The 20,138-nt window shown below is 30.3% G+C and carries 22 protein-coding genes; 14 read left to right on the forward strand and 8 right to left on the reverse strand.

Annotated elements, in window-relative coordinates; genetic code table 11:
* Window positions 1-90 precede the first annotated feature (90 nt).
* The gene (locus HMPREF1984_RS02405) at window positions 91-1,362 is read right to left on the reverse strand and encodes a dicarboxylate/amino acid:cation symporter (RefSeq protein WP_232219671.1); all 1,272 of its coding nucleotides are present in this window, start codon (window positions 1,360-1,362) and stop codon (window positions 91-93) included.
* A gap of 230 nt (window positions 1,363-1,592) precedes the next feature.
* Window positions 1,593-2,822, reverse strand: a complete 1,230-nt coding sequence (locus tag HMPREF1984_RS02410; protein ID WP_021766285.1) for a replication initiation protein — start codon at window positions 2,820-2,822, stop codon at window positions 1,593-1,595.
* A 283-nt stretch (window positions 2,823-3,105) separates the two neighbouring features.
* On the opposite strand from HMPREF1984_RS02410, the gene HMPREF1984_RS02415 reads away from it, so the two are divergent.
* The 8 genes from HMPREF1984_RS02415 (at window position 3,106) to HMPREF1984_RS02450 (ending at window position 10,974) form a co-directional block, all read left to right on the forward strand.
* Entirely contained in the window at window positions 3,106-4,002 is an 897-nt protein-coding gene (locus HMPREF1984_RS02415) for a PEP phosphonomutase (RefSeq protein WP_036099501.1), read from the forward strand.
* Window positions 4,003-4,034: 32 nt separating this feature from the next.
* The gene (locus HMPREF1984_RS02420; protein WP_021766287.1) at window positions 4,035-4,361 is read left to right on the forward strand and encodes a PTS sugar transporter subunit IIB; all 327 of its coding nucleotides are present in this window, start codon (window positions 4,035-4,037) and stop codon (window positions 4,359-4,361) included.
* Window position 4,362: 1 nt separating this feature from the next.
* Window positions 4,363-5,712, forward strand: a complete 1,350-nt coding sequence (locus tag HMPREF1984_RS02425; protein ID WP_021766288.1) for a PTS sugar transporter subunit IIC — start codon at window positions 4,363-4,365, stop codon at window positions 5,710-5,712.
* A 162-nt stretch (window positions 5,713-5,874) separates the two neighbouring features.
* Entirely contained in the window at window positions 5,875-6,396 is a 522-nt protein-coding gene (locus HMPREF1984_RS02430) for a GrdB-related putative oxidoreductase (RefSeq protein ID WP_021766289.1), read from the forward strand.
* A 270-nt stretch (window positions 6,397-6,666) separates the two neighbouring features.
* Complete coding sequence (locus tag HMPREF1984_RS02435) at window positions 6,667-7,656, forward strand: M42 glutamyl aminopeptidase (RefSeq protein WP_021766290.1); 990 nt, start codon at window positions 6,667-6,669, stop codon at window positions 7,654-7,656.
* A gap of 5 nt (window positions 7,657-7,661) precedes the next feature.
* Window positions 7,662-8,741 carry a M42 family metallopeptidase gene (locus tag HMPREF1984_RS02440; RefSeq protein WP_021766291.1) on the forward strand — a complete coding sequence of 360 codons (1,080 nt, stop codon included), beginning with the start codon at window positions 7,662-7,664 and terminating at the stop codon, window positions 8,739-8,741.
* Window positions 8,742-8,768: 27 nt separating this feature from the next.
* Window positions 8,769-9,734 carry a N(4)-(beta-N-acetylglucosaminyl)-L-asparaginase gene (locus tag HMPREF1984_RS02445; RefSeq protein ID WP_021766292.1) on the forward strand — a complete coding sequence of 322 codons (966 nt, stop codon included), beginning with the start codon at window positions 8,769-8,771 and terminating at the stop codon, window positions 9,732-9,734.
* Window positions 9,735-9,747: 13 nt separating this feature from the next.
* Window positions 9,748-10,974 carry a Sapep family Mn(2+)-dependent dipeptidase gene (locus HMPREF1984_RS02450; protein WP_021766293.1) on the forward strand — a complete coding sequence of 409 codons (1,227 nt, stop codon included), beginning with the start codon at window positions 9,748-9,750 and terminating at the stop codon, window positions 10,972-10,974.
* Window positions 10,975-11,072: 98 nt separating this feature from the next.
* Here HMPREF1984_RS02450 and HMPREF1984_RS11705 read toward each other — a convergent pair whose 3' ends face one another.
* Both HMPREF1984_RS11705 and HMPREF1984_RS02455 read right to left on the reverse strand, forming a co-directional pair.
* Window positions 11,073-11,189, reverse strand: coding sequence for a type II toxin-antitoxin system RelE/ParE family toxin (locus HMPREF1984_RS11705; protein WP_084408391.1), 117 nt, complete (start codon window positions 11,187-11,189; stop codon window positions 11,073-11,075).
* Window positions 11,190-11,218: 29 nt separating this feature from the next.
* Window positions 11,219-11,626, reverse strand: coding sequence for a hypothetical protein (locus HMPREF1984_RS02455; RefSeq protein ID WP_021766294.1), 408 nt, complete (start codon window positions 11,624-11,626; stop codon window positions 11,219-11,221).
* A gap of 264 nt (window positions 11,627-11,890) precedes the next feature.
* Between HMPREF1984_RS02455 and HMPREF1984_RS02460 the strand changes: the two genes are divergently transcribed.
* Window positions 11,891-12,808, forward strand: coding sequence for a DUF4299 family protein (locus HMPREF1984_RS02460; RefSeq protein WP_021766295.1), 918 nt, complete (start codon window positions 11,891-11,893; stop codon window positions 12,806-12,808).
* Window positions 12,809-13,065: 257 nt separating this feature from the next.
* On the opposite strand, the gene HMPREF1984_RS02465 is transcribed toward HMPREF1984_RS02460, so the two are convergent.
* The 4 genes from HMPREF1984_RS02465 to HMPREF1984_RS02480 all read right to left on the reverse strand — a co-directional run bounded on the left by HMPREF1984_RS02465 (window position 13,066) and on the right by HMPREF1984_RS02480 (window position 15,932).
* Window positions 13,066-13,401 carry a PepSY domain-containing protein gene (locus HMPREF1984_RS02465; protein WP_021766296.1) on the reverse strand — a complete coding sequence of 112 codons (336 nt, stop codon included), beginning with the start codon at window positions 13,399-13,401 and terminating at the stop codon, window positions 13,066-13,068.
* A 26-nt stretch (window positions 13,402-13,427) separates the two neighbouring features.
* Window positions 13,428-13,778, reverse strand: coding sequence for a PepSY domain-containing protein (locus tag HMPREF1984_RS02470; RefSeq protein WP_021766297.1), 351 nt, complete (start codon window positions 13,776-13,778; stop codon window positions 13,428-13,430).
* A gap of 119 nt (window positions 13,779-13,897) precedes the next feature.
* Window positions 13,898-15,262: a cell wall metabolism sensor histidine kinase WalK gene (locus HMPREF1984_RS02475; protein ID WP_021766298.1), complete on the reverse strand. Its 1,365-nt coding sequence runs from the start codon at window positions 15,260-15,262 to the stop codon at window positions 13,898-13,900.
* A complete protein-coding gene (locus HMPREF1984_RS02480) occupies window positions 15,255-15,932 on the reverse strand; it encodes a response regulator transcription factor (RefSeq protein WP_021766299.1) in 678 nt (225 codons plus the stop codon). Before HMPREF1984_RS02480 ends, HMPREF1984_RS02475 begins: the two co-directional genes overlap by 8 nt.
* A 325-nt stretch (window positions 15,933-16,257) precedes the next feature.
* Here HMPREF1984_RS02480 and HMPREF1984_RS02485 point away from each other — a divergent pair, with 325 nt between their 5' ends.
* The 5 genes from HMPREF1984_RS02485 (at window position 16,258) to HMPREF1984_RS02505 (ending at window position 20,137) form a co-directional block, all read left to right on the forward strand.
* A complete protein-coding gene (locus tag HMPREF1984_RS02485; protein WP_036099507.1) occupies window positions 16,258-16,566 on the forward strand; it encodes a hypothetical protein in 309 nt (102 codons plus the stop codon).
* A 204-nt stretch (window positions 16,567-16,770) separates the two neighbouring features.
* Window positions 16,771-18,084, forward strand: coding sequence for a hypothetical protein (locus HMPREF1984_RS02490; protein WP_021766301.1), 1,314 nt, complete (start codon window positions 16,771-16,773; stop codon window positions 18,082-18,084).
* A gap of 44 nt (window positions 18,085-18,128) precedes the next feature.
* On the forward strand, window positions 18,129-18,656 hold the full coding sequence (locus tag HMPREF1984_RS02495) for a DUF3592 domain-containing protein (protein WP_036099508.1): 528 nt from the start codon (window positions 18,129-18,131) through the stop codon (window positions 18,654-18,656).
* A gap of 42 nt (window positions 18,657-18,698) precedes the next feature.
* Complete coding sequence (locus HMPREF1984_RS02500; protein WP_036099510.1) at window positions 18,699-19,172, forward strand: DUF523 domain-containing protein; 474 nt, start codon at window positions 18,699-18,701, stop codon at window positions 19,170-19,172.
* A gap of 8 nt (window positions 19,173-19,180) precedes the next feature.
* The gene (locus tag HMPREF1984_RS02505; RefSeq protein ID WP_021766304.1) at window positions 19,181-20,137 is read left to right on the forward strand and encodes a hypothetical protein; all 957 of its coding nucleotides are present in this window, start codon (window positions 19,181-19,183) and stop codon (window positions 20,135-20,137) included.
* Window position 20,138 lies beyond the last annotated feature (1 nt).

Here is a 20,138-nt window from a genome sequence, read left to right on the forward strand (position 1 = left end):
TTTTTCCACCCCCATATATATTATAGAGCCTTTTTTTTGAAATAATTTTTTTAGTAATCTGATTTTAAAACAAATGTAAAATTAGAAAAATTAATTATAAAATTTTTCCACATCTGTAATTTCATTCTCACTTTTTGCTACAACAATTGTACAGACAGCATCTCCTGTAATATTCACCACTGTTCTGAACATATCGATAATTCTATCAACACCAATTACAACACCAAGTCCTTCCAATGGAAGTCCAGCCTGTTTTAACACAAGTGAAAGCATTAACATACCAGCACCTGGAACTCCGGCTGTACCTACTGAAGCCAGTACGGCTGTTAAAATAATTCCAATGTATTGCGTTGGTCCCAGATGAATGTTGTAAAGGTTTGCAATGAATACAGCGGCAACTCCCTGCATTATTGCAGTTCCATCCATATTTACTGTAGCTCCTAATGGAATTGTAAAGGAACTTATTTCTTCTGAAACTCCAAATTTTTCTGTCAATGTTTCAATATTTACAGGAATTGTTGCATTACTGCTTGATGTAGAAAATGCTACTGAAATAACATTTAAAAATTTTTTTAAAAACTTAACAGGGCTCATTTTTGCCATGCTTACAAGCATTATCTGATAAACTCCCGTATGAATTACAAAAGCTATTAATGTCACGACAACAAATCCTACTAATTTAATCAGCACATCTATTCCAGTAGAAGCGACTACTTTTGAAATTAGTGCAAATACCCCAATTGGAGCAACTTGCATTATAAGTTCCACCATTTTTAGGACAAGTTCATTAGCTTCTTCAAGTAAAATTTTCAAATTTTTTACTTTATCCCCCAAAGCTGTAATTGCTACTCCTAACAGTAAGAAGAATATTATAATGGCAAGCATTTTTTCTTCTGACATTGCATTAATAATATTTTTAGGAATCATATCCAGTAATATATCAATAAGTTTTCCCTGTTCAGCAAGTTTAAATTCTCCCTTTGGAAGTTCCCCATGGACCATTCCTTTTCCAACACCGGAAATTCTTGCAACAAATAATCCAATTGCTACGGCAATTGCAGTAGTTGCAAAATAGAATCCTAAAACCTTTGTTCCAATTCTTCTAAGTTTCTTTACATCTCCGATGGAAGCGGCCCCCATTGCAAGAGAAATGGAAACCAGTGGCACAATCATAACTTTCATAAGATTAATAAACATTCCTCCAAAAAATGCAAGAACAGAATCTATAACAACCTCTTTTACAAATGAATTTTGTGCAAAAGGGCTAAGTATCAACCCGAATATAATCCCAAGTGCCAGTCCAATCATAATTCTGGTTGTCAAACCAAGTTTTTTCATAAATTTTCTAATAGTATAAAACACTATCTCCTTTCCCCAAATTTTTAAATATTTTATATTTTAACTTTTTATGGAAAAATTTACAACTTTTTTTTTTAAAATAATCAGTTTATCCTTTTAGATTTTTTCAAAAATTAAATCTAAAATTACTTGTCCTAAATTGATATTATTTTCCTTAATATAATTATTGAGCTTGTGTCTATGTCAGAATTAGTATTGACGGAAACTTTTATGCGTTATTTCTATCCTTCTTTCTATTTATCCTGAAAATATGTAGCTGCTTTTGGAGTACTTTCTATTTTTTCAATAATATTTTCCGGAAGATATATTTCAATAACAGATTTTTTATCAGAATAATATCTGACAAAGATTTTTATATATTCATTTGAAAAATTAAAAGAGCCATTATCCTTAAAATAGCTTATGGAATCAATGTCTTTTAATTTGGAAGTACGAAGAAGTTCTTCAATTTTAGGATAATATCTTTTTATTTCATTTAGTTTTCTGGTGAGGGTATAAAATAGAACTATCGGCGATTTAACTCTCTTAAATTCGTTTACATAAAGTTTTAGGTTATCTGATGCTAGATTAAGCATCAATGCCCTCTTTAAATTCTTTTCCAAATCTTCAGAAAAGGAATCTTTTACATAATTTAGATTGTCGTGTACGTATTTATATCCTCTTTTTGCCACATAAAGTAGAAACAGACGATAAATTTCTTCAGGATTGGAAACTTTATCCTTAACAAGTTCAAGCATTTTATAAATTGTATTGTCGTATGGGCTGTAAGGCTGTCTTGCTTTATTTATGAGAAAATTAATAGATACGATTTTATTTGTCAGTTTTCCACTTTCCTTAATTTTTTCGTATGCAACAGAAAAATCAGTAAAAGTATTTATGTCCATTACAGCTTTTTTTAAAATATGCTTTTCAAAATCAAAAAACCTTTCATATTTATTGTCAGCATTAAGATAGATTTTTACTGATGAAAGTGGAAGGCAGACTTCGTTTTTATCTTTGGCATTTTTAATAATATTATTGTAAAAGCCAAATGAGAAGGAATCTGTCATAAAAATAAATTTTTCAATCTCAAGTAGGGAAAAAAAGCTCTTTTTTAATGAGAAACAATTTTTAAATTCTTCAGTAAAAAATAATTGACAATAATCAGTATGTAAAATAAAAGATGAAAGTATTCCAAAAGAACCGGAAAATTTATCGTTTGGAGAAAATACATAAAAAGATATATATTTTTCTGACAGAGTTTTAAAAAATGAAGTGAAATTATTAATGGAAGAAAATTCAGGTATGGAAAGAATTTCTTCAAATCTGATTTCAGCTTTTTCCAAAAAAGTGGAATCTGAAACAATTTTAAAAAATAATAATTTTAAAAATATCTTTTCATCTTTTGTTATTTTTTTAGAAAATTCAAGTTTAATATCCTTTTTCTGTAAATTTGTAAATTTGTGGGAAAAATATATGTTCATTTATAAACTCCTAACTAACGAAAAAATTTGATATTTATTTCGTTTAAATTTTATAGATAATTTTAATATTTATCAATTATATAACGAGTAACGAAAAAAGAAATAAATTTTTCGCTTTTTTATAATTATACCTAAAATAAACTATAAAATCAATAAAATAGAAATAATTGTTATAAAAAACTTAAGTAAATAATTAAAAAACATTTTTTTGACAAAATGGAAAAGGTGAGGTATAACGATAGTGAAAACAATAAAAGATAAAATTTTAAGTTGGAGGAAAAAAATGGGAAAAAGATTGCTTAGCTGTTTTACTAGTGATTTTAATAAAATGTCCGGTCAGGATTTGAAAAATGCCATTAAGGCAAGTGAAGGTAGAACAGTGTTGTCAGAAAATGTTGTAGGAAGAAAAAGTGTTGCAGGGGATGTTACAAATAGTGAGTTAGCAAGGGCTTTCGGAGCAGATCTTATATTACTGAATGGATTGGATGTATTTAATCCATATATAGATGCACTTCCTGAATCAGATGAGCCTATAAAACTTGTAAAAAAACTTACAGGAAGACCGGTAGGACTTAATTTGGAACCGGTAGATCTAAATGCCGATATGATGGAGGAAATAGAAATTATTTCTGAAGGAAGAATTTGTTCAGAAGCTACATTGAAAAAGATAGAAGAAATGGGATTTGACTTTGTATGCCTGACAGGGAATCCTGGTACAGGAGTTACAAACCATCAGATTTCTGAAGGTATAAAGCTGGCTAAAAAATATTTTTCCGGAATGATAATAGCAGGTAAAATGCACTCATCAGGAGTTGATGAACCGGTTGCAAATTTCGATGTTGTGAAGGACTTTATTGAAAGTGGTGCAGATGTCATCATGCTTCCGGCTGTGGGGACAGTACCTGGATTTACTCAGAGTGAAATGGAAAAAGCTGTAAAATATATCAAGGAAAATGGAGCTCTTTCAATGTCTGCAATAGGAACAAGCCAGGAAAGTTCTACAAAGGAAACAATAAGACAGATTGCAATAATGAATAAAATCGCAGGAGTGGATATTCAGCATATTGGAGATGCAGGATATGCGGGAGTTGCAAACTTCGAAAACATTTTAGAACTTTCTATAGCAATAAGAGGAGTAAGACATACAATAAGAATGATTGCGGCTTCAAATGACAGATAAAAATAAAAAATATTATATATAAGGAGGATTTTATGAAAAGAATATACTTATTTTGCAGTGCTGGAATGTCTACAAGCTTAGTTGCCAAAAGAATGCAGGAAGTGGCAGATAAGCATAGCCTTCCAGTTGAAGTTAAAGCTTTTCCTGATAATAAGATTGATGTTATTGTTGAGGAATTTCATCCTGATGTAATTTTATTGGGACCGCAGGTAAAATTTAAGCTTGAACAGACAGCTTCAAAATACGAACCACAAGGTATTCCGGTAGCAGTAATTGACCTTGAAGATTATGGAAGAGTTGATGGAGAACGTATTTTAAAGAGAGCTATAAAAATATTGAAGGAAAAGGCAGGGAAATAGCATGTTTGATAAGTTGGAAAAAGTATTAGGCCCTTTGGCATCTAAATTGAGCAGTAATAAAGTTTTGGCGGCAATACGTGATGGATTTTTAGTAGGTACACCGTTAATTATAGCGGCTTCAATATTTCTAGTTATTGGAAATTTTCCTATTGAAGGATATGAAGCATTTGTTGCGAAATTTTTAGGAGAAGGATGGGACGGATATCTTAATGCTGTTATCCGTTCAACATTTGGAGTAATAGCCCTTCTTGGTGTTATTGGTATTGGATATTATTATGCGAAGGCAAAGGGAGTGGAAGGGATTTCCGGGGCAGCTGTATCATTAGTAGCATTCCTTATTATAAGTCCTCAATCTCATGATTTATTCGTAAATGCAGAAGGAAAAGCATTCAGAGGTTTTGCACTTAGAAACTTAGGTACAGAAGGTTTATTCCTTGCAATGATTACAGCATTACTTGCGGTAACAGTATTTGCTGCAGTTAAAAACAGAGGTTGGACAATAAAACTTCCTGAAGGAGTACCACCTGCAGTAATGAATTCATTTGCGGCATTAATACCAAGTATGTTTGTAATGCTTCTATTTTTTGCATTGAGACTTTTCTTCTATTTCTTTACAAAAGATCAGTATGCACATGACTTTATTTATAAAGTTCTGCAAGGGCCTCTTGAAGGATTAGGAAAGAATTTCTTCTTTGAACCAATTTATCAGTTCTTATCAACATTGTTCTGGTTCTTTGGTATTAACGGTCCTGCTGTTACAAATACAGTTTTCTCTCCATTACACCTGGCTATGACAACAGGAAATCAGGAAGCGTTTGCGGCTCATATGCCATTACCTCATATATTTACAGGTTCATTCTCTGATTTCTTCTGTAACTTCGGTGGTGGAGGAAGTACATTATCTTTAGTATTACTGATGATGTTTAAAGGAAAATCTGAACGTATGAAAAAATTAGGGAAACTATCAATAGTTCCTGGAATTTTTGGAATAAATGAAATGGTTATTTTCGGACTTCCAGTTGTATTAAATCCGATTATTGCGATTCCGTTTTTATTAACACCGCTTGTTAATACAATTTTAGGTACACTGGCAACAATGTTACACATTATTCCTCGTACTACAGGAACACTATTACCTTGGACAACGCCTTTATTCTTTTCAGGATGGCTTTCTACAGGAAGTATAATTGCAGGGCTTTTCCAAATAGTACAGGTAGCGATAGGATGTATGATTTACTATCCGTTCTTTAAAATATTGGATAACCAGTATTTACAAGATGAAACAAAACCTGTAGAACAAAGTAAAGAAGATGATTTAGAAGACATTTCACTTGATGATATATCTTTCTAGAAAATATAAATTTATGTTGAATAAGGCTGTTTCAAAATTAATTTATAAATTTTAATTTTGGAGCAGTTTTGTTCATTATGGAGACAGTTTTAATATAAAAGTGACAGGATAGCTAATAATAAAGCTTTTAAGCAAATTTTTTACAGCAAAGGAGATATATAAATGAGAATAGTTTTATTTTTTGACCAGATTCAATCGGGAACAGGTGGAAAAGAAGGAGCTAATGTGGAACTTGCACTGGAAAAAGGTGGAATGGGTTCATACATGATGTTTTCTGAATATATAAAAAATATAGGTGGAACTGTACTTGCCACTACATATTGCAGTGACAGTTATTTTAAGGAAAATCAGGAGCTTGTTCTGGAAAAAATGACAGGACTTTTAAATAAAGTAAAGGCTGATATTCTTTTATGCGGGCCATGCTTTAATTATTACAATTATGCAGAAATGTCCTCCATTTTAGCAGAGCACGTAAAGAAGGAAACAAGCTGTAAACCGGTAGTTGTATGTTCGGAAGAAAATAAGGAAATAATAGATAAATATAAAAATAATCTGGTAATGATAAAAATGCCGAAAAAAGGTGGGGTAGGCTTGCGTGAATCATTACAGAATATGGCAGATGTAATAAAATGTCTGTATGAAGGATCAGATTTATCAGAAGTAAGTGATTATATATATAAATAGTTAGAAAAAACTGTCTGAAAATAGAAATAAAAATTATGAAAATTATATTTATTCATTTGTTAAAATTTTTCTTATATAAAACAGTCATTCATTAAAAAAAAGTCAAAAATCGCCAAATTTAGGCTGTTGACTTTTTCTAAATTCATTTCCTGTTTTATATTGTAAAATTTTAAATAACTCATAAATATAATTTTTCATATTGTGTTTTAAGTCTTATTTTAAGATAGTTTAAACTGTTAATTTATCTATATATCAAGAAATGGAGAAGATATGAGATTAAAGGAATTATGTCAATTAAGGGGAGTTTCAGGAGATGAAAAGGAAGTACATGATTTTCTGCATAAAGAATATGAAAAAAGAAATCTTTCAATAATAAAGGATAGACTCGGATCTATTTTTGGCTTAAAAAAAGGGAACGATTCATCATATAAAATAATGATAAGCTCAAATATTGATGAAAGTGGAGGAATGATTTCAGATATCAGGGAAGACGGACTAATGGAATTTCTGACAATAGGGCTTTATGAAAAAAGTCTTTTTGAGCAGAGAATAGTGAAAGTTTTAAATAGAAGACATGAAGAATATACAGGATTTGTAATAAAAAATGAAAAAGAGCTGCTGATTGACGTAGGGTATGGAAGTAAAGAAGAAGTTTTAGGGGCAGGAATACAGATTGGAGATATGTTTGTGCTAGATATTCCTACTTTATTTCTTCCAAATGAAGAAATACTTTCTAAAAATCTTTCCAACAGGGCAGGACTTGAAGCAGGGCTTACAGTATTAGATAAGATGGAAGAAAATAAGGAAATGCCTCCATTTGATGTGGTAATAGGAGGGATATCCCATTCGGTAACAGGTCAGCGTGGAGCAATAACAGCAACAACTGCATTAAAACCGGATATAGCTGTCGTTATTGATACGGCATATGTGAAAGAGCCTAAAGAAAATACAGTATATATTAGAAGTTTTGATAAATCAATGCTTCCAAATCAAATGTTAAAGAAGGAATTTTATGAAGTGGCACAGAAAAAAGGATATATTCCTGAAGGCCATGTTCAGCTGGAAGCGACAGACGGGTCTTTTATCCATAAATCATTGGCAGGGACTCCAACAGTTGTACTTGTACTACCTTTAAAACATAAACAGGCTATGTTAAATTCGTTAAAAATAGAGCATATAAATAATTTGAGTGACATAATTATAGAATTTATTAAGGGACTGACTGTAGAAAAAATAGAAAAATTCGGATTTAAAGGGTGAGAAAAATGGATTTTGATATTAAATGGGAAGTTCTGAAGGAGCTGACAGAAACTTATGCAATTTCAGGCTTTGAAGAGGATATTACCAATATGTTGAAAAAGAATATAAATTTTCCATTTTCTCAGGATGGACTTGGATCCTGCCTTTTCACAAAGGAAGGAAACGGAATTTCCATAATGATAGCAACTCATATGGATGAAGTAGGATTTGTAGTCAGGGAAATAGATGAACAGGGGTACTTATATTTTCAGAATGTAGGAAATATGTGGTCACATGTTCTGCTTAACCAGAAGGTAGCAGTTATAAATGAGGAAAAAAAGATTTATTACGGTGTTATTGGTGGACCGGCAGTCCATTCAATAAAGGAAAAGGAAAGAGAAAAGGTATTGCCGATTGATAAACTGTATATTGATATGGGAGTCAGCAGTAAGAAAAGGATAGAAGAACTGGGAATAAAAGTAGGGGACATGATATGTCCATATGCAGAAATGATGGAACTTAATGAGGAAGGATATCTTGCTGGAAAATCCTTTGACAATCGTGTAAGCGTTGCAACGGGAATATGGCTTATGAATATGCTGAAAAATGAAAATACAGGGAACAAAGTCACATTGGCAGCAACAGTACAGGAGGAAGTTGGGCTAAGAGGTGCAAGAACGACAGCACATAAAGTATTTCCTGATTTGGCAATAGCTGTAGATACTACTTTGGCGGGGGATACACCTTTAAATAAAAATAATATAAAGCTTGGAAAAGGAGTAGCTATTAATGTTATTGATTCAATGACTATAATGAACAGGGGACTTCTCATTTACATGGAAAATTTATGCAGAAAAAACAATATCCCTTATCAGCTGAGCTGTTTTACAGACGGTGGAACAGATGCAGGAAATATTCATAAATCTGGAATAGGAATACCTGCAACAACTTTATCCATACCGATGAGATACATGCATACTCATCTTGGGGTTGTGCATAAGGATGATATTATCTCAGCATTAAAACTGCTAAAACTGATAATAGAAGACCTGACTCCTGAAAAGTATGAAAGAATACTAAAGGAAAACTATCATTACAGCGAATAGAACAATAAAACTTGAGGAGGTAAGAAAATGTGGGGAATAATTGCAACATGGTGTATGGCACATGACGGTGTCAAAGAAGCGGCAGAAATACTGAAAAATGATGGGAATGCAGGAAAAGCAATAGAAACAGCAATAAAAAATGTTGAAGATTTTCCTTTTTATAAATCTGTAGGCTATGGTGGCCTTCCAAATGAAGAAATGGAAGTGGAACTGGATGCGGCATATATGGATGGAAGCAACTTTGATTTTGGTGCAGTTTGTGCCATTAAGGATTTTGCCAATCCTATATCTATTGCAAAGGATTTGAGTCATTTAAATGAAAATAGCATGTTAGTAAGTGAAGGAGCAGAAAAATATGCTCATAAAAGAGGATTTGAAAGAAAAAATATGCTGACAGACAGGGCAAAAATTCATTATAAAAATAGATTGAAGGATATGGCGCATATAGAAGAAATGGCGATAAAACCTTATTCAGGACATGATACGGTAGGTATGGTATGTCTTGATACAGATGAAAATATAGTTGCAGGAACTTCTACAAGTGGACTTTTCATGAAAAAGAAAGGTAGAGTGGGAGATTCCCCTGTAATCGGATCAGGACTTTATGCTGACAGTGAAATCGGTGGAGCAAGTGCAACAGGGCTTGGAGAAGATATAATGAAGGGAATAATCTCATATGAAATAGTAAAACTTATGGAAAATGGACTATCTCCTCAGGAAGCATGTGAAAAGGCTGTATTCAGTTTTGAAAAAAAATTAATAGGAAAAAGGGGAAGAGCAGGGGATATTTCTGTAATTGCCATGAATAATAAAGGAGAATGGGGAGCAGCTACAAATATTGAGAATTTTTCCTTTGTTGCCGGAAATGAAACAAATCCTGTAAAAGTATACAGGACAAAAAGAAAAGGCGATAAAATGGTGCATGAAGAAGCAACTAAAGAATGGCTGCAGGAATACATAGATGAAAGAACAAAACCTCTTGTAGAAAAGTAAGGAAGGTAAAAAAATGGATGATACTTTAAAAAATAAAGGAAGTATTTGTGAAAAAGAAAGTAAAATGAAGAAAAGTAATTCTGAAAATTTCTGTGATGATAAAATAATTATGGAAATAAAGGAAGAGGTAAAGAAAATACAGCCTGAATTAATAGAAACAATACGTGAATTAGTTTCGATTTACAGTATTCAGATGGAAGCTGAAGAAAATGCCCCATTTGGAAAAGGGCCTGCCGAAGCACTGGATAAAGCTTTGGAAATATCAGAAAGATTTAGATTTACCACAGTGAATATAGACAATAAAATAGGTTATGCAGAATATGTGTCAGAAGGAATTAAGGATTGTGATGAATATATAGGAGTTTTCGGTCATGTGGATGTAGTTCCTCTTGGTGAAGGGTGGAAACATTCTCCATTAGGCGGAGAAATAGAAAATAACCGTATATATGGAAGAGGAGTTCTGGATAATAAAGGGCCTATTCTTTCAAATCTGTTTGCCCTTCATATTTTGAAGAAATTAGGGATAAAATTTGATGTCCCTGTAAGAGTAGTTTTTGGAACAAATGAAGAAACGGGCTTCGGATGTGTAAAACATTATCTCACAAAGGAGAAACCTCCTGTTTTTGGATGGACTCCTGACTGTAAGTGGCCAGTTGTGTATGGAGAAAGAGGAAGGCTCAAAGTAAGAATATATTCAGAAATGAAGGATTTAGACAAATTATATGATTTTGTAAATAACTATATTTTATCAGCTCCCAACAATGGAGTGAAATTGAAGATAGATTTTAGAGATGATGACTTTGGAGAAATGATATTAAGAGGTTACAGATTTGGAATTTCTGAAAATAGACATTTTTTTGAATTTGTAATGAGTTATCCTGCAGTATGTAAAAAAGAACAGCTTATGGATTTAATTAGAAGCAGCCTTGCAGAAGGAACAGAATTGGAGGAAATTGCCAACTGGAATCCTGTATTATATGATAAAAATTCTGAATATGTGCAGACTTTACAGAAGGTATATAATTATGTTACAGGCTTTGATGCTAAACCTGTAACAACGACAGGAGGTACTTATGCAAAAATAATTCCTAATATTATTGCTTATGGTCCAAGTTTTCCTGGTCAGAAGGATATAGCACATTTACCTGATGAATGGTTTGATTTGTCAGATTTACAGAAAATAACGGAAATTTATGCACTTTCATTATATGAAATAAGTAAGTTGAAAAATAGAAAATAATAAAGTAAAAAAACTGCCTTTTATTCTTAAAAATAAGAGTATCAGACAGTTTTTATTATTTTCAATTCTCAATTAACCCAATAAATTTAGAAATAATTCTAAATATAAATTTTATCCCTTCTATCTATTTGAACAATTAAAATGACTAATTCTTCCTTTTTAATTTTTGCAATAATCCTATAGTTTTTAACTCTATATCTCCAAAATCCTTTCAGAGTACATTAGATTATATTTCAGTTTCCTCCTATTTTTTTCTATATAGGCAAATACTGTATCCTTTTTCCAATTCCTCAGCATGAATGAAATCCATAAGAGTATTTTCTTCAGCTGCAGCTACTTCAGGTGTGACTTCAAAAATTGAAATAACATAGTGTTTTCCTGCTTCAACTGGAGGACAAGTAATAGAGATACTTTTTGCTTTTATTCTTGAATTAAGCACACTATTGGCAGGTAATTCATAGTTGGCAGTAACTACATGTGCATCAGGTGATACTTTTACAACATCTTCTAAGTCATAGCCTTTCATATGCTCAAATTCAGAAAAATTTTGACCATCAATTGTAATTTTTTTACCACAATAAATATGAAAATATGCCTTCGTACTGTCACTCATAAATTCTTTTTTCTTTTTTCCATTAAATAAACCGAACATTTTTTTCTCCTTCTTATTAAATAAAATTAATTTTTACTATAAAAATTATATCATAAGCAAAAAAAAATTTAAATATTTCTTTTTAAAAATATGGAAATTATGTAATAAAAAATTGACTATTCTACTGTTAAGTTATATAATTGTATTACTGAAGTAAAATATGAAAAAGAAGAGTTATTTATAAAAATTATTTAGGGAAGTAGTAATATTGATAATATATGTAATTGTTTAAATTAGAATAAATCAAAAATTTATGGAGGAAAAATGAGTGTAAGCTTTTATGTGCAAAACAAGAAAAAATTTTTAGGTTATGAGCCAGTTTTAAATGTTGAAACTGCATTGAGTTTACTGGATAAGGAGCTTTACAGCTATAATACTGGAAATATTGATATTAACGATTTGCTGTTATCTCCAGTTTCTAATTATCAATGTCTATTAATAGGAGATGGTAAAGATAGTTCAAGAGGATTTGAATTATTTTATGATAATAAAGATAAGTATTATAGTGTGCGGGTTTTTACTCCGTCATCCAGGGAAGATTGGCTTTTGGCATTGGAATATATAAAAGCATTGGCTAAGAAATTTGATTCAAAAATTATAAGTGAAACAGGAGAAGAATATACAGCTGAAAATATTGATAAATTTGACTATGAAAGAGATATACTTTATGGAATAGAAGTAATTTCATCAAGAGTTAAAGGTGATGAGCCGACTCTTTACAGTATTTTTGGCATAAATAGAGTTGTGTCCTTTAATCAGGAAATGATTGATAAAATAGAAAATTCAGATAGCCCTATTGATACTTTTTCTAATATGGTAAAGGAAATACAGTATTTAGATGCCTATTCGGCAAATCAGCGATTTTTCAAAAACAAGGAAGATGGAAGAATAAGAGGAGCTTATACTCTTACACAAAATATTAGAACAATACTTCCTTACAAGCCTAGTGTTGAATTTGAAAATTCAGATATAGTTAAAAATGAAGATATTGCCTTCTGGGATATTGGATTAGTAACTATTGACGGAGATGAAAACGATAAAGACAGTTATAATGTTGCGGCATATTTAAATTATGATGATTTTATTAAAAATTTGCCAGAAAATAAATACAGATTTATAGATGCTTCGTATATTATGGTTGAACCATTAAACAGGGAAGAACTTTTAGGATTAGTAAAATAGTTTAAAAATAACTGAAATAAAAAAGACTGTTTCAAAAATATAAAAACAACATAAAAAACTATATTTTCATCATTTCCTATTTTACATTGTGAAATTTTAATTCGAAAATATAGTTTTTTTATCTAATTTTATAGTTTTTTGAGAAAGTCTCTTTTTTTATACATCAAAATATAAGAAAATTTTGATTGTAGAAGATAAAGTTTACAGAGATTTTTAGTTTTAAATTACCTATTTAATATTATTTTTTCTAATTCAAGTTATTTAACTTTTACAATTTCCCCTGAATTACTGTTTACATCGTATTCAAACTTCTTTCCGTTTACGTAAAATTCAATTTCATATACGGCAACACCATTTTCTACCCCAAGCTGAATTTTAGTAATTTTAGCATCACGTTCTGCCACTCTTGCATGAGATAACGCAATCTGTTTAGCTTTTTCAGAAGAGATATTTTTTCCTGCAGAAAATCTAATTTTTTCAGCAGTATTATTCTGATTAAGAATAAAATCATTATAATTAATGTTAGCAGAATATACTGTTATTTCAAGCAAAAGAGAAATAATTACTATTGATTTTAAAAATATTTTTTTCAATTTTATTCTCCCTTCCTATTTCAATTTTACTTATTAGAGCTCCATTTTATAGCTCTTCCTGTGTAAGCATCAATTTCAAAATCATACGTTACTCCGGCATGAATCAGTTTACCTTTAAATGAATCTCCTTCTCCACGGAAATCTTTAATTTCTGATACGTTTGAACCAGGAACTCTGGCTGTAACAATTTGTTTAACCCTGTCATGTGAAAGTTTTGTTCTATCATTTTTTGCACTTTTAATTTCTGAATTTCCAGTCTGATTTTCAATAACAAGATTTGGAGTTTTTACTGCTACATCAGGTTTACCTGTAGCAAATCCAATACTTCCTATAATCAGAAGACTAGACAAAGCCCATTTTAAATAATTCTTTTTCATATCGATACCTCCTTATTTGTCTTATTATAGCATATTTATTTCTGTAATTCTATAATAGCAAATTTTCATTAAAGAAAAATGAGAAAAAAGACTTTTCAAAATAATTTTTAATAAAAAATTTATAGTAAATGGATTTTAAGTGGAATTTTTATTGTGAAAATTGTTCCTTCACCAAGTTTACTTACAACCGAAATAGTTCCACTATGAGCTTCCACAATCCATTTTACCATTGAAAGGCCAAGTCCTGTTCCCTCACTGTTACGTGAAGGATCAACCTGGTAAAATCTTGTCCATATTTTATTAATATGTTCATCACTTATTCCAATTCCGTCATCAGCAATTTTGATTACAATTGTTTTCTCCTGCACATCTAAATCAACATAAATATTTCCGTTAGTTTTTCCATATGTAACAGCATTTGAGAGAAGATTTATAAAAACTCTCATTATCATTATTTCATCAATATCAGCATAAATATCAGGGGTAATTTTAGAAAAGATATTTATATTTTTTCTTTTGGCATCTTCCCTTCTGGAATCAATAACAATTTCTGCCAGTTCACTAATATTGACATTAGCCAGATTTAATTTCTGATGTCCCCTGTCCATTCTTGAAAGGGTTAGAAGCTGAGAAACAAGCTGTGACATTTTTTGAGCTTCATTAAAGATTATGTTAAAGATATTTTTACCTTCTTCAACAGAAACTAAATTTTCCTTTCCATATTCCGACTGGGACATTATGACAGAAATTGGTGTCCGTAATTCATGAGATACATCTGAATTAAACTGTACTTCCCTTTCAAAAGAATCTTGCAGTCTGTCAAACATTGTATCAAATGTATTTGCTAACGTATAAATTTCATCATTTCCTTCACCCAGGTTTATCCTTTGTGATAAGTCGTTTCCTTCGTTTATTTTTTCAGCGGCAGACCTAATTTTTTTAATAGGTATGAAAGCATTTCGGGTTATAATATATCCAATTATTCCGGCAAAAATAAGGAAAAATGGAAATATAATAAGAGAGATTGAAATTACAGTTTCTATGGCCTGACTTGCTCCAACTGCAGACATTACACCACGAATCCAGATTTCTCCATATCCTTCATAATTTTTTTTACTTTCATATACATACCATTTTTCATGCTGATGTTTAACAGTTTTAATAATTTTTTTGTCTGAAAAAGTATCGTCATATTCAAAATTTAGAGGATTATTACCGTATACAAATCCTAAATTTTTATTGTATACTGAAATCTGTATTGTGTTTATTTTGGTTTCCATATCATTGTCAACGATAATTTCCCCATTTTTGACATATATCTCCTTAAAGCTGCTTTCCACTGTAGTTTTAAGATATCCATATTCATAAGAATGGATAATCTTTTCACTCATATAGAAAATAATCAGAAGAAAGAGTATTACAAGACCTGTCATTAATCCCATATACCATAGCATTATTTTCAGTTTTATAGAAATTTTATTCATTGTCCACCTTCAGAATATATCCAATCCCCCTTATGGTGTGAATCAGTTTTGGTGAAAAATTATCATCAATTTTTTTTCTTAAATACCTTATATACACATCAACAACATTTGTACCACCTTCATAGTTGTAATCCCATATGTGCTGTTCAATTTTTTCCCTTGGAAGAACTTTTTCCTTGTTTCTGATCATATATTCCAGTATAGTAAATTCCCTTGTTGAGAGTTTTATTGGAGTTTTATCCCTGTACACTTCATGGGAATCACAGTTAACGCTAAGGTTTGCAATAGTAAAGACATTACTTGCATTATTTGTATTTCTTCTAAGAAGTACACGAATTCTCGCCAGAAGTTCATCAAAGGCAAAAGGCTTTATAAGATAGTCATCAGCTCCAAAATCAAGCCCCTGAACTCTGTCTTCTATTCCGTCACGTGCTGTAAGGAGAAGAACTGGAGTTTTAATATTACGACTTCTTATCTTTTTAAGAACTTCAAAACCATTTAATTTAGGGAGCATAATATCCAGCAATATGACATCATACTCAACAGAAAAAATATAATCAAGTGCTTCTTCCCCATCAAAGCATGAATCAACGCCATAGTGTTCCAATTTTAATTTTTTGACGATAATATCATTTAAGTTTACTTCATCTTCAACTACAAGTATCCGCATTTGAAAACAGTCTCCTTTCGCTTTATATTATAAAGTTAACATATGTTTTTCTTTATTATACAGTAAGGCTGGAATAAAAGCAAGGAGGGGAGGGGTATGGAGTTTAGAAGCAGGTATAACAAAAAAGAAAATTACTTAAGGGAAGTATTAAATTATAACTGCTATATATAAAAGAAATATGTAGTATTAATAATATGAAATTGAAAAAAGAAAAAATAAAGGGTATACTAATAAAAGTAAAAAAATATAAATAATTCATAAAAAACTTTTATGAAAGTTAGATACAATATTAAATAAACAATTGGAAAGTAGAGAGGTGAAAGAGATGGATTTTGTAGTATTAGAAAAAAATGGATTAAGAAAGGAAGTGAAAGTAGGTTTTTCATGGACAGTATTTTTCTTTGGTCTTTTTGTTCCATTATTTAGAGGAGATTTAAAATGGGCAGCAATAATGTTTTTTGGTACTATTCTTTTAGGATTTGCAACACTAGGTATAGGAGGAGCAGTTCTTGGAATAGTAATGAGTTTTGTATATAACAAAATATATATAAAAGATCTTATTGAAAAAGGATGGAATCCTGTAGGAGAAGAAAACAGACTGTTGTTAGAAGAAAAAAATATAATTGGGAAATAATAATAAAAACATATAGAAATAAATAAGTTGAAACATAATGGTTTTCTGGGATATCGGATGATTATTATGTTTTATTTAATTAAAAAAAATTAAAAATTAGATGATGGAATAGCTATCTTCATTATCTGGTTTTATTATTATAGAGAATTACTTTGGCACAGTAGTATGGAAATACGATTAATTATTTTGGAGTGGGGTTAGAAAATGCTGAAAAAGAATGAAAAAGTTATGTTACTGATAGAAAAACTGAAATCTATAAATGAAAATATTTTTTTTGATTTAGTAATTGATAATTTTAATAATGAATTGTTAGAAAAGAAATTTGGAAAGCCATTTAATGAAAATTCGATTTTCTTTGAAAGGGAAATTGATATTGTTGGAAAAATTGATGAATCAAATAAGGATTTTCTGAAAAAATTGATAGAAATGAATAATTCATATGTTGAAAAGAAATGTTTGGATTTTACAAAAGAAGATTATTTGAAGGAATTCCAGAGGGATAAAATATTAAGGGTGAATGGAAGGGGCTTAAATCCCGAACAGATGATAATGTATGTTTTAAGTACAGATAATCTGACTGATCTTTTGGAGTTTTTCAAGGAAGAATATTCTAAATATTTAGAAAAACTGGAGGAAAATAGGCAGGAAATATTGGAAAAGGAGCCGTTTCTGAAGCAGGCTCTGGAAGAACTGGAAAATGACACTTTTGAGAAGGAATTTCAGGAATATATAGATACGAAGTATAAGAATGTAAAAAAGAGAAATTTGGAAAAATTATCACAAAAATATAATTTGGAATTTCAAAAGGAAGATAAAAACTTCATTGTCTCGGCAGATTTTTTAAGTTTTTTTGATGAAAAGATGAAGGAATATTTTTCAATGAGGGAAACTTTCAGGAGGGGATTTGAATTTTTTAATATAAATTCGTATAAAGTCAGCGAAAAAGAAAGGGACTTAGAAGAAATAATCACTGAAATAGAAGGAACGGAGCAGGAAAATAGATTTTTAAATTTGAAAAATGACAGGCTTGAAGAAGAAAACAGGAAATTGAAGGAAGATTTGAAAAAACATAGAAATAAAGAAGCTGAAAAGACAATTGAAAAACAGAAAAAAGAAATTGAAAAATTGAATTTACAGATAAAACATCTTGAACAGGAAATTGAAAATATGGAACAGGATGAAAATCTAGAAGTAGTTGAAAATATAAATATAAAAGAGCTTTCTGAAGAGAAAAAGATAGATTTGACAAATCAGAATGTAAAGGTGATTGGTGGGAGATGGAGTCAAAAAGTTATTGAAAAAGCTGAAAAATATGCAGAAGAAAAGGGATTTAGAATTGAGTTTATCCATGCCACAGCAGTTTTCAGAAATTCAGATAAATTAAAAAATTCAGATATTATAATTTTTGATACATCCTATAATTCACATTCGGCGTATTACAAGCTGAAAAGTCATGGATTGAAAATATATAGAATTTCAACTTCAAATTTGGATAAAATTAAAAAGTTTTCTGAATAGTTAATAAATTTTTGATGTTTCTAACTAAAAAAGAGAGGTGTAAAATGAGTAGTAGAGTTTTGTTTTTATTGATTGCTGGAGTTTCTTTTGTTTTTGCTTCTATATTTCTAATAATTGGAATTATATATGAAAAAATATATCAAAATAATATGAAAGATTGTGATAAGGAAGTAGAAGGAGAAGTTTTAGAAGTTACGAAACTTAATTTTGGTAGTAGATTAACAGATACTTATGTCATATATCAATACATAGTAAATAATCATAAATATATAGTTAAACCTTATATTTTATTAAAAAATGCAGATATAAATCTAAAATATACTGATTCTGAAAATGTTACTTGTATTACTTATATGGGTCGTCATGGTATGAGTGGCCAAACAAAATATCGTACAGGTGAAGATATTATAGTAAAATATAATTCTAATAATCCTAAGAGACACGAAATTCTTAATGATAAAGATAAAATATTTGCATCTAAAGTTTTCAAAATAGTGGGAAAAATACTTATGATTCTCCCACTAATTTTCCTTATCATATCATTTTTTGTGAAGGGACAGGTTAATAGTTAAAATAAATTACAAAATTAAGTATAATAGATGCAGGGGAGCTATATGAAAAAGAAAATAAAAGTCCTGATAAGTGCTTGCTTGTTGGGAGACAATGTGAAATATTCTGGTGGAAATAATCTTACACCAGAACTTGTTACATTGTTAGAGAAATATAATGTGGATATTATAAAAGTTTGTCCTGAGTGTTTTGGAGGTCTACCTATACCAAGAGTACCCTCTGAAATTAGAGAGAATAAAGTTTTTAGTAAGGATAATAGAGATATTACTGAAGAGTTTTTAGAAGGAGCTGAGAAAACTTTAAAAGTAGCTAAAGAAAATGAAGTTGATTTTGTTATCTTAAAAGAAAGAAGTCCTTCTTGTGGTAGTACACATATCTATGATGGGAGCTTTTCAGGAAATATTATTTTAGGACAGGGAATTACAGCTAAAAAATTGACTGAAGAAAAGATAAAAGTTTTCTCTGAAGAAAATTTAGAAGAAATTGAAAAATATTTAGTAGAATTAGATAAAAATTAGGAGGTCTTATGGAAAATCTATGCAATGAGGTTTATTCCCTTTTACCTATAGAAGAGAAGAAAGAGATTTTAGAAAATTTAGCTAAGAAGTACAATATGGAGCTTTTAAGATTTGAAACTTTTTTCAAGTATTCAAAATCAACTTTTACAGCTGTTTTTAAATATAAGGAAAGTGAGTTTATTTTTGTTCCAGGAGATACTGTAACTCTAGGCTATGAAGGATTACCTAAGAATTTATCTGATGAAACTTTAAATGGTTTAAAATATTGTTTAGATGAAACTGAAGACTTAAATACAGTTTTAGGAGAATATATCAGAGATAACTTTAGTAAACTTAGGAAAGCTACTATAAAACCTATGCTAGTTGAAAGAGAATTACAAACTGTGGCTTGGAGAAAATCTAATTTAGAAGAATTAAAAGACTTTGACAGCGACTTACTAAAGGACTATAATGAGTTTAAAAGTTCTGACTACAATAGGCTGACACTGGATGAAACGGCTAGATTTACAAAGGTTAAAGATGATATAGAAATAGAGCTATATGATGATATTAGCTACGAGGAGCTTTGTGAAAATTTAAAAGAGGAAGGATTTTCTTTAGCTAATTTAGATGAGTGGGAATATCTATGTGGTGGAGGTTGTAGAACTTTATTTCCTTGGGGAGATGACTTAGACTACAATATGAACTTGCTATATTTCTCTAAAGAAGGCAATGATAAATATGACTTAGAAGAGCCAAATTTCTTTGGACTTTGCATTGCTTATGATCCATACAAAATGGAAATTATTGACAATAAATCTTTCTCTAAAGGTGGAGATGGAGGATGCAATATTTGTGGAGGCTATGGAGATTTTTTAGGTTATTTCCCATGTTCGCCATACTTTAATCAAGTTATTGACTATGAGGAAGAAGATCTCAATGGTGATTTCAATTTTTATCGTAGAATTATAAGAATAGGAGAGTAAA

It is taken from the genome of Leptotrichia sp. oral taxon 215 str. W9775 (assembly GCF_000469505.1).
In the GTDB taxonomy this organism is placed as follows: Bacteria; Fusobacteriota; Fusobacteriia; order Fusobacteriales; family Leptotrichiaceae; genus Leptotrichia_A.

Coding starts and splice junctions, on each gene's coding strand:
- HMPREF1984_RS02475 (WP_021766298.1), bottom strand. CDS start 15,262: ATGAATAAAATTTCTATAAAACTGAAAATAATGCTATGGTATATGGGA.
- HMPREF1984_RS02440 (WP_021766291.1), top strand. CDS start 7,662: ATGGATTTTGATATTAAATGGGAAGTTCTGAAGGAGCTGACAGAAACT.
- HMPREF1984_RS02460 (WP_021766295.1), top strand. CDS start 11,891: ATGAGTGTAAGCTTTTATGTGCAAAACAAGAAAAAATTTTTAGGTTAT.
- HMPREF1984_RS02485 (WP_036099507.1), top strand. CDS start 16,258: ATGGATTTTGTAGTATTAGAAAAAAATGGATTAAGAAAGGAAGTGAAA.
- HMPREF1984_RS02425 (WP_021766288.1), top strand. CDS start 4,363: ATGTTTGATAAGTTGGAAAAAGTATTAGGCCCTTTGGCATCTAAATTG.
- HMPREF1984_RS02455 (WP_021766294.1), bottom strand. CDS start 11,626: ATGTTCGGTTTATTTAATGGAAAAAAGAAAAAAGAATTTATGAGTGAC.
- HMPREF1984_RS02410 (WP_021766285.1), bottom strand. CDS start 2,822: ATGAACATATATTTTTCCCACAAATTTACAAATTTACAGAAAAAGGAT.
- HMPREF1984_RS02420 (WP_021766287.1), top strand. CDS start 4,035: ATGAAAAGAATATACTTATTTTGCAGTGCTGGAATGTCTACAAGCTTA.
- HMPREF1984_RS02435 (WP_021766290.1), top strand. CDS start 6,667: ATGAGATTAAAGGAATTATGTCAATTAAGGGGAGTTTCAGGAGATGAA.
- HMPREF1984_RS02505 (WP_021766304.1), top strand. CDS start 19,181: ATGGAAAATCTATGCAATGAGGTTTATTCCCTTTTACCTATAGAAGAG.
- HMPREF1984_RS02495 (WP_036099508.1), top strand. CDS start 18,129: ATGAGTAGTAGAGTTTTGTTTTTATTGATTGCTGGAGTTTCTTTTGTT.
- HMPREF1984_RS02490 (WP_021766301.1), top strand. CDS start 16,771: ATGCTGAAAAAGAATGAAAAAGTTATGTTACTGATAGAAAAACTGAAA.
- HMPREF1984_RS02415 (WP_036099501.1), top strand. CDS start 3,106: ATGGGAAAAAGATTGCTTAGCTGTTTTACTAGTGATTTTAATAAAATG.
- HMPREF1984_RS02500 (WP_036099510.1), top strand. CDS start 18,699: ATGAAAAAGAAAATAAAAGTCCTGATAAGTGCTTGCTTGTTGGGAGAC.
- HMPREF1984_RS02470 (WP_021766297.1), bottom strand. CDS start 13,778: ATGAAAAAGAATTATTTAAAATGGGCTTTGTCTAGTCTTCTGATTATA.
- HMPREF1984_RS02480 (WP_021766299.1), bottom strand. CDS start 15,932: ATGCGGATACTTGTAGTTGAAGATGAAGTAAACTTAAATGATATTATC.
- HMPREF1984_RS02445 (WP_021766292.1), top strand. CDS start 8,769: ATGTGGGGAATAATTGCAACATGGTGTATGGCACATGACGGTGTCAAA.
- HMPREF1984_RS02450 (WP_021766293.1), top strand. CDS start 9,748: ATGGATGATACTTTAAAAAATAAAGGAAGTATTTGTGAAAAAGAAAGT.
- HMPREF1984_RS02430 (WP_021766289.1), top strand. CDS start 5,875: ATGAGAATAGTTTTATTTTTTGACCAGATTCAATCGGGAACAGGTGGA.